We start from the raw sequence: 9239 nt of genomic DNA, 5'->3' as shown, positions 1-9239 counted from the left end.
ACAAATCAATTCTTGATCAGGGATGGGGCATGATGATTGATATGCTTGAGTACAAGCAGCACTGGCGCGGTGGGCTACTTGTCAAGGTAGACCCACGTTATACAAGCCAAACTTGCTTTAAATGCAAGCATGTTGCAAAAGAAAATAGACGCACCCAAGCAAAATTTGAGTGCGTTGAATGTGGTTATATTGCGAATGCAGATGTTAATGCAGCTCGTAATATTCTTGCGGCAGGACATGCCGTTTTGTCTGTCGAGGGAAGATGCAGTAAAGGTCGCCCGTTGAAGCAGAAAACTTGCGACGGTCGTGAGAAAGTCGCCTAAGAGCTTTTGCTTTTAGAATCCCCCACTTGAGCTTGTCGAAAGTGGCGGGAGTATGTCAACGGTTACAATAGGAAAAGTCAGATGAATAAACGTTGTTGATAACGACAGTAAATAACAATAATGAGGGTCAGCACTTCATGGAACATTTATTAACCGCACAATCACATATCAAGCTCGATACGCCAAGTGGCAAGACGATTAATATCGGTAACGACCAGCCATTTGTACTATTCGGTGGTATGAATGTCTTAGAGTCCAAAGAATTGGCGTTTGAGATTGCCGAGCAGTATGTTGACATATGTCAGCGTTTGGGCATCGGCTATGTCTTTAAAGCCAGCTTTGATAAAGCCAACCGTTCAAGCTTACATTCTTATCGCGGGCCGGGTTTAGAGCAAGGTATCGATTGGCTAGGGCAAATTAAAGAAAAGTTCCAAGTGCCGATTATCACTGACGTCCATGAACCGTATCAAGCAGCGCCCGTCGCTGAAGTGGCTGATATTATCCAGCTACCAGCGTTTTTATCGCGTCAGACTGACTTGGTGCACGCGATGGCAAAAACCGATGCGATTATTAATATTAAAAAGGCGCAGTTCTTAGCACCGCACGAAATGCGTCATATTGTCAATAAATGCCTTGAGGGCGGTAACGATAAGCTGATTTTGTGTGAGCGCGGTAGTGCCTTTGGCTATAACAATTTGGTCGTCGATATGCTGGGTTTTGATACCATGAAGCAGATGAATATCCCCGTGTTTTTTGATGTGACGCACAGTTTGCAGCAGCCGGGAGCGCGTAGTGACAGTGCTGGTGGTCGCCGTGAGCAAATCACCACCCTTGCTCGTGCAGGTATGGCGACAGGTTTGGCAGGTTTGTTTTTAGAGGCGCATCCAAACCCAGAAGTGGCAAAATGCGATGGCCCGTGTGCGTTGCGAACCAGTCAGTTAGAGCCGTTTTTGCGTCAACTTAAGCAGATTGATGAGTTGGTCAAAGGTTTTGAGGTATTGGATACGCATTAATGCTATAAACGATAAGGGGATAAGATCATGGCGATTAAAGTTGCACAAGTAAGTATTGAGAATATCGATGATACCGAAGGGTTTGAGAGCGTGATGACGGCGCTAAAAAATATTACCGGTGTCACAGAGATTGAGCTACAGCCTGAAAACAGAATGGCATTTATCCATTATGATGATACCAAAACGACGGTGCATGCGTTTGTTGCAGCAATTAGCATGGTTGATTACGTGACTCAACCATTTCCTATCGATGCCCCGCAAAACCCACGTTATCATGATTAACGTTTAGTGAGTGACTATTTACTGCGGTATTTTTAACGCTTGATAGTTCCATAAGCCATGTTTATACAAATTTCGTTTTTATAAAAATATTTGAAGCAACAACGCTTTAATAAACTTACAACCAAATGGACTTGTTGTTGGCTTTGTTTCAGCTTATGCTAGTTGCATGCTGTATTGATAATTAAGCGCATAAAGAGCATTATCAAAACAGTTTTTGAACATTATAAAAAATTCACTAATAAAAAATCCGTTATAAGAATAAGGAGCCTCTCATGGCAAACCAAACTAGAATCATTAATATCGATGGCATGACTTGTGGTGGTTGTGTGGCAAGCGTACATAAAGCGACTGACGGCATAGACGGCGTAGAGACAATCTCTGTTGATTTGGCTGATAATTTAGCGACCGTGACCTTTGATGACACTAAGACCACTATCGAGGAGATAGCAACTGCTATCGATGATGCAGGTTTCGATGCCACCGTTGCTAACTCTTAAGATTATTTATATTTATAAAAGAACCGGCTCTCATGGCTGGTTTTTTTAATGGCTAAAAAATAACGAGGCAGCAATAACTAACGTCTTTTTATTTATACGCCAATAGCTGTTGATGAGTTGCAACCATAGAAAAAGTTGAATTACCGCCAATCATAACCATTTAATATTTATCATCAGTAGGTTTAGAAAAGGGCGCTTCAAATACGCTTTCGTCTAACACCTTTATCAAGCTATTGAGCTTTTTTTCCGCGCAAACGACTGCCTAAATATCTAAACGCTATCACGCGCTTTAACGCAATAACGAGTTCTCTCTATGAATGACGCTACCCGTACCGCTAACAATGACCCCTATGAAGTTGAGACTGATATCCAGTCAAATACGCCGCTTGCGCCCAAGCGTGCGCACCTGCAACTGGCGATTGAGGGGATGACATGTCAGGCTTGTGCGTCTCGCATCGAGAAAGTCCTTAATAAAAAGCCTGCGGTCTATGAAGTCAACGTCAACTTCGCTGGCGAGACGGCCAACGTCGATTATGATCCAACGCAAACCACACCTGAGCAGGTAACAGAGTGGGTGAATAAAACTGGTTTTGTGGCCAATTTGCAGGCAGCCGATAGTTTGTTTGCGCAAACAGATGAGGATACCGCAACTGACTATCCGTGGCGCTTGATTGCGCTGTGGGTGTGTTTGGTGCCGTTTTTAGTGGGTATGGCAGGCATGCTGGTTGGACAGGGTATGGCGTGGATGCCGCCGGTTTGGATTCAGTTTATCTTAGCGACTATTGTCCAATTTGGGCTGGCATTGCCCTTTTACAAAAGTGCGTGGGCGTCTATCAAAGGTGGTCTTGCCAATATGGACGTATTGGTGGTCATTGGTACGGTAACCATTTGGGCGTATTCTACTTATTTATGGCTGACCCATGGCGATGGCACGTTAAGCAGCTTATTGCAAAGTGGTCATGCAGGCGGACACGGACCCGCTGTTTATTTTGAAGCAGGGGTGATGGTTATTGCCTTTGTGCGTACGGGTAAATATCTTGAGGAGCGTACCAAAAAGCATAGCTTAAACAGTATCGATTTATTATTATCTTTAACGCCTGATGAAGTCGAGCAGCAACAGCCAAATGGTGATTTTCATAATGTCGCGCTACAAGCGGTGCAAGTAGGCGATATCCTGCGTGCTAAGCAAGGCAGCCGTGTGGCAACCGATGGTGTCGTTATCAGCGGTGCTGGCTGGTGCGTTGAGAGTCATTTAACCGGCGAGTCCGTACCGCTTAAAAAAGAAGCAGGCGATATACTGCTAGCAGGGGCGTTGGTCGAAAATGGCAGCTTACTCTATCGCGTCAGTGCAAAGGGCAGCGATACCAAGCTCGGTGACATGGTACAAGCGTTGAGCGATGCGCAAGGCTCAAAAGCCAATCTAGCACGCCTTGCTGATAGAGTAACGGCTATTTTTGTCCCTGTGGTAGTAACGATTGCCTTGGTTACTTTTGGGCTGACGTGGTGGCTAACGGGTATGGTTGATACTGCCTTGATGCATGCGGTTTCGGTGTTGGTCATTGCTTGCCCATGTGCGCTTGGTTTGGCAACGCCAGCGGCTATTATGGCCGGTATGGGCGTCGCCGCCCGTCATGGCGTTTGGTTTAAAGACGCGCAAAGCTTAGAGGCGGCAGGTAATATTGATACCGTGGTACTCGATAAAACGGGCACATTAACTATCGGTAAGCCAACCATCGTCGATCAGGTCATGGTGGATAAATCGCTTGCCGTCGATGATGTGCTGCAAATTGCCGCAAGTGTTGAGGCGCACGCCAGCCATCCATTAGCGACGGCGTTGATTAACGCGGCTAGCGAGCGTAACTTACCACTGATGACTGTCACGGATATCAGTGTCATCAAAGGTGCGGGTATACAAGCCAATATCGAAGGCTTAGGTGTGGTAAAAGTTGGTACGGCAGAGTTTGCTAATCTAACCCTGCCAAAACTGATGCCAAAAGTATGGCAAATTGCCAGTACTGTCGCCATTAGTATCAACGATGAGCCGCTAGGCGCGTTTGCCTTAGCTGACGATTTAAAAGACGACACGCCGCAGGCAATTACTGCGCTACAAGATGCGGGTATCAATGTTATATTAATGAGTGGTGATAAGCAGTCGGTTGTTGACCATGTGGCAGGGCAGTTGGGTATTGAACAAGCGTACGGTAAAATGAGCCCACGTGATAAGGCGAGCCAAATTGCCCTATTGCAAACAGCGGGTCACAAAGTGGCGATGGCGGGCGACGGCGTCAATGATGCGCCAGCAATGGCAACCGCCGATGCCAGCTTTGCGATGTTTGAGGGTACGGATGTCGCCCAGCATAGTGCCTCTGCACGCTTGATGGGTGAGTCGCTCATGCATATTGATGCGGCGCAAAAAATTGCCAATGCAACGGTGCGCAATATCAAGCAAAATTTATTCTTTGCTTTTATCTATAATTGCCTAGGTATTCCGCTTGCCGCTTTTGGTTTTTTAAATCCTATGATTGCCGCTGCAGCAATGGCGCTGAGCTCTATTTCGGTATTGATGAATGCGCTACGTCTGACGCGATTCAAAACCGAGGTTGAGCTAAATAACACCGTCTCTAATACTCATACTGACAGTAAGCGTTTAACAAAAGCATAAATGCCAAACCGCCTGTCATATCGTCGCTGTTAATAGGGATTAAAACCCTTCTTTGATGGCTGATATTACAGGCTATATTTCATTTTATGGGCGCAAGTTGGGGTAAGATAAGGGAAGTTTTACAAAATTTATGCTATGATGCCAAGCACGATAGCTGACAGTTAAAGTATTAGATAAACCTTTAATAATACATAAAACCAGCCAATGATATGAATAGATGCTGCTGGTTTTGCTATAAGTGCTATACGATATTTTGTTTTACCTTTTTTGTATTGTAGTTGCCGTTATTTATCCCTCAAACTTGGCATGACCATAGGAATTAACAGACATTATGTACGCTGAAGAAACCACCAACGTCGCCGCAATTATAGACATTCGCGCTCGTGAGATTTTAGACTCGCGCGGTAACCCAACGATTGAAGCTGATGTCATCTTAGCTGACGGCACGATTGGCCGTGCTGCTGCCCCAAGTGGCGCCTCAACTGGCTCACGTGAAGCGCTTGAGCTGCGTGATGGCGACCAAAGTCGCTATATGGGTAAAGGCGTCAAAAAAGCCGTTGCCAATGTCAATAGCCAGATTCGTAGCGTGCTTATGGACAAAGACGTCACTGAACAGCAAGCGATTGATGACGCTATGATTGCGCTCGATGGTACAGAAAATAAAGACAACCTTGGCGCTAACGCCATGTTGGCGGTGTCTTTGGCAACGGCAAAAGCAGCTGCCCAGTCACAAAGCCTACCATTGCATCAATATATCGCAAACTTGCGCAATCAGACATCATTAACGATGCCAGTACCGATGATGAACATCTTGAACGGTGGCGAGCACGCGGATAACACGGTTGATATCCAAGAGTTTATGATTGAGCCGGTTGGTTTCACCAGCTTTTCAGAAGCGCTGCGTGCGGGTACGGAGATTTTTCATAGCTTAAAATCTGTCCTCAAAGCACAGGGCCTCAATACTGCGGTCGGTGATGAAGGCGGCTTTGCACCAAACCTACGTAGCAACGAAGAAGCCATCACTGTTATCATGCAAGCGATTGAGCAAGTCGGCTATAAAGCAGGCGATGATATCCATTTGGCTCTAGACTGTGCTGCCAGTGAGTTTTATAAAGATGGTCAATATATCTTGGCAGGCGAGGGTAATAAATCCTTTGATAGCCAAGGTTTTTCAGATTACCTCGTAGGCTTGACGCGTCAATATCCTATTATCTCTATCGAAGACGGTCTTGATGAGTCGGATTGGGATGGCTGGAAATACTTAACTGAGCAGATTGGTGATAAAGTTCAGTTGGTTGGCGATGATTTGTTCGTGACCAACCCTGCTATCTTGCAAGAAGGCATTGATAAACACATTGCCAATGCGATTTTGATTAAGTTTAACCAAATCGGCACCTTGTCAGAAACCCTAGATGCGATCTATCTGGCGAAGAAAAATGGCTATGCAACGATTATCTCGCATCGTTCAGGTGAAACTGAAGACAGCACCATTGCAGATTTGGCAGTTGGTACAGCAGCTGGTCAAATTAAAACCGGCTCACTATGCCGCTCAGACCGCGTCGCGAAATACAATCAGCTACTACGTATCGAGCAACAGGTACGTGCAAGCTACCGTGGCCGTGAAGAGTTTATCGGTTTACGTGGCTAATAAGCTGAGTAGCTAAGAATTTTAGTATAAACTTAAGCGCTATATTGTCATTCGCAAGATGATATAGCGCCTAATAAGTTAATCTAATTTTCGATTTTAATTATTATCCCTTTATCACTTGGCGTTAATACTTTATGAAATACTTTAGCCAATTTATCTTACTTGCTTTAGCGGTCGCTGTACTGTTAGGGCTGCAATACCAGTATTGGCTGGGTGAAAACGGTCAATTTGAGCATCATAAATTATTGACCCAGATTGAAGAACAACAGCGTTTAAATGACAATCAAGTAGCGGCAAATAACTTGCTGCGTACGGACGTTCATGATCTAAAAACCGGCCTTGAAGCGGTAGAGGAACACGCGCGTTTAGATTTAGGCTTGATTAAGCCAAATGAAACCTTTGTACAAGTATCAACAGCGCCGACAACCCATAGCCGTTATTGATTCTATCTACTCCAAAATAAACGATTACCTATAATTTTTTCTGCTTATATTTAAAGTACGATTTTTTTTAACTTCCTTTTTATCCAATCCAGTCATATCATCATGGAATCTGACCATGAGTATCAATCAAAACCACCTTATGAATACCACACCACATATACATGCCATGATTGTCGCTGCGGGTCGCGGTAGTCGTTTTGGTGCATCAATCGCCAAACAATATACCAAGCTACAAGGGCAGACCTTGTTACAACATAGCGTGGCACGGCTTGCGAGCAGTCGTTATATTGATCAGTGTTTATTGGTGATTGCAAAAGATGATCATACGGCGCAGACGCTTAATTTTGCATTGCCTATTGAATATACGAGCGGTGGAGCAGAGCGTTGGCAATCCGTGCAAGCAGGGGTAGAGGCGCTTATTAGGGCAGGTGCGCATGACTCAGACTTGGTGCTTATCCATGATGCCGCGCGTCCAGCGGTGCCTCAACAAGATATTGATAAAGTGATTAAAGCCGCGCTGCAAGAGCCGTATGGCGCTATCTTAGCGACCCCAGTTGCCGATACCCTAAAACAATCCTATACAGCGTCCTATAAGCACGCTAGCGCTGTCTCCGAAGCTATTAATAGCGCTAAAGGTAAACAGCATTCTTATGTTGAACGTACGCTTGAGCGTAGTAATATGTGGCAAGCGCAAACGCCGCAAGTCTTTCGCTTAGCTAAGCTGCGGGAAGTGTTGGCGTATGTTGAAGAGCATGACCTTGCTATCACCGATGAAGCAAGCGCGTTTGAGTACTTAGCGCTGCCAATTCGTTTGGTCGTTGGCAATCGGCAGAACATTAAACTTACCTATCCTGACGACGCCATCCTGCTTACCGCGATTCTTAACGCCCAGTCCCAATTGTCTTAAAAGATTTTCACCACCGTCACTATTTGCATTTCTCATTCTTTCCCCTGCTAAGTATTTCACTATAAATTTTCTATTCTCAAGTTCTAAATTGAGATGACTCTTCTCATGGCATCCATTTTTCATCTTTATTTTTCTAAGATTTTAGACCAACTGTTGAATAAAAAAGCATTTATTTATGCTATATGTTGAATATAAATGGTTTTAAAGCAACGTTTAGTATTAATAAGTAGTCATTTAAAATAAACATATATTGCTTTGATGACGAAATTAGCCTATGATGTAACCAACTTAATACAATTAATATAAACATTTATAAATCAATAATATAACAAGCCAATTTGTTACTTCTAAATGCCTTGTTGCTCTATTTTTTCTAAAATGAGTATGGTTGTCTTAGCTACATTTACCTGATAATAGGGAGAAGCTGATTGTCAACAGTGAATGATTCGACAAATCCAGTAACGCCAGATCTCTGCCAGCTTGTATATCTGAGCCACATTACGTCGACTGGTCTTGCAAGTGCGAGTACGCTTAATGACATCGCAGAGGTCGCGATTGAGCGTAATCAAGCCGATAACATTACCGGTATCCTTTGCTACGGCAATGGCTACTTTTTCCAATGTGTAGAAGGGTCAGAACAAGCATTAACCAATCTGAAAAACCGCTTGTTGGTCGATGATCGACATAAAGATTTAAAAATATTGGATTTTTCGGCAATTGCTGAGCGCCGTTTTGCGGGATGGTCGCTACGCTCGATCACCCTTGAGCGTTGGATGATGAATGAGCCAAAGCTAAAATCTTTTATGCCATTTAAGCCCCATACTTGGGAAGTGAATGGTTGGCAGCAATTTTTAAATATTCTGCAAGGCTATTATGAAGATCAAGAAAAGACTGGTGAGCTTGACACCCAGCCGATAAAATACAGTACGCTAGGGGTGACCTTAGGTAAAGTCGTCGGTCAGCATCAAGCGTTTTTCTTAATTCAAAGCGTCTTAGCAGGCTTAATCGTGTTGGCGCTGCTTTGGTTAATGTTAGCCGATAAGATTTGGTAAATTGTTCTAAATAATGAGCGCGTATATATTTAAAAAGCCAGCATTCAGTGCTGGCTTTTTGCTGCGAGAAAATAATATAAATCATGCTCGATTTATTTATGAGTATTTATAAATATTGATGAAAGACAGATATAGTCAAAATATTCTAAAAACGCTACGGTATTGCTGATATCAATTTTTTGTAGCCTCTGTCTGCGCAGGCACAGCAAGCAAGAAAAATTGATATTAGCAGTACGTGATGTATCGATATTAATTTTCACTCACTATAGATATTCGTGAAAAAAAATAGGCATAAAAAAACCCCACTCATATTTCTATGAGCAGGGTTTTGCTGGTACGCTTATCAGTCTTATTTATGCTGTACAGCAAATTTGCTAATAAGTGACGCCAAATAGTGGCGTCCCCAGGGGGA

At 43.9% G+C, this 9239-nt stretch carries 9 protein-coding genes; all 9 read left to right on the top strand.

Translation table 11 applies throughout. The features are described 5' to 3' along the window. The coding region (locus B3R91_RS00705) for an RNA-guided endonuclease InsQ/TnpB family protein (protein ID WP_286795834.1) at positions 1–323 on the top strand (323 nt) is incomplete at its 5' end. A gap of 137 nt (positions 324–460) precedes the next feature. Then, complete coding sequence (gene kdsA, locus B3R91_RS00700) at positions 461–1336, top strand: 3-deoxy-8-phosphooctulonate synthase (RefSeq protein ID WP_068407128.1); 876 nt, start codon at positions 461–463, stop codon at positions 1334–1336. A gap of 27 nt (positions 1337–1363) precedes the next feature. After that, positions 1364–1618 carry a hypothetical protein gene (locus B3R91_RS00695; protein ID WP_068407125.1) on the top strand — a complete coding sequence of 85 codons (255 nt, stop codon included), beginning with the start codon at positions 1364–1366 and terminating at the stop codon, positions 1616–1618. Between the two features lie 272 nt (positions 1619–1890). Continuing rightward, positions 1891–2115 carry a heavy-metal-associated domain-containing protein gene (locus B3R91_RS00690; RefSeq protein WP_068407122.1) on the top strand — a complete coding sequence of 75 codons (225 nt, stop codon included), beginning with the start codon at positions 1891–1893 and terminating at the stop codon, positions 2113–2115. A 313-nt stretch (positions 2116–2428) separates the two neighbouring features. Next, positions 2429–4777, top strand: coding sequence for a heavy metal translocating P-type ATPase (locus tag B3R91_RS00685; protein ID WP_286795831.1), 2349 nt, complete (start codon positions 2429–2431; stop codon positions 4775–4777). 331 nt (positions 4778–5108) lie between these two features. Then, positions 5109–6425 (top strand): phosphopyruvate hydratase, encoded by a 1317-nt coding sequence (eno, locus tag B3R91_RS00680; RefSeq protein ID WP_286795829.1) that lies wholly within the window; start codon positions 5109–5111, stop codon positions 6423–6425. Positions 6426–6559: 134 nt separating this feature from the next. Beyond that, positions 6560–6868, top strand: coding sequence for an FtsB family cell division protein (locus B3R91_RS00675; protein ID WP_068407112.1), 309 nt, complete (start codon positions 6560–6562; stop codon positions 6866–6868). A 115-nt stretch (positions 6869–6983) separates the two neighbouring features. Continuing rightward, the gene (gene ispD / locus B3R91_RS00670; protein WP_226928933.1) at positions 6984–7775 is read left to right on the top strand and encodes a 2-C-methyl-D-erythritol 4-phosphate cytidylyltransferase; all 792 of its coding nucleotides are present in this window, start codon (positions 6984–6986) and stop codon (positions 7773–7775) included. A gap of 437 nt (positions 7776–8212) precedes the next feature. Next, entirely contained in the window at positions 8213–8827 is a 615-nt protein-coding gene (locus B3R91_RS00665; RefSeq protein WP_286795837.1) for a BLUF domain-containing protein, read from the top strand. Positions 8828–9239: the final 412 nt, after the last annotated feature.

Origin of the sequence: Psychrobacter sp. UBA6291, assembly GCF_002439405.1 — a bacterium.
Classification (GTDB): domain Bacteria; phylum Pseudomonadota; class Gammaproteobacteria; order Pseudomonadales; family Moraxellaceae; genus Psychrobacter; species Psychrobacter faecalis.
The sequence above is the reverse complement of the archived record's forward strand: the minus strand, read 5'-3'. Positions and strand labels throughout refer to the sequence as shown.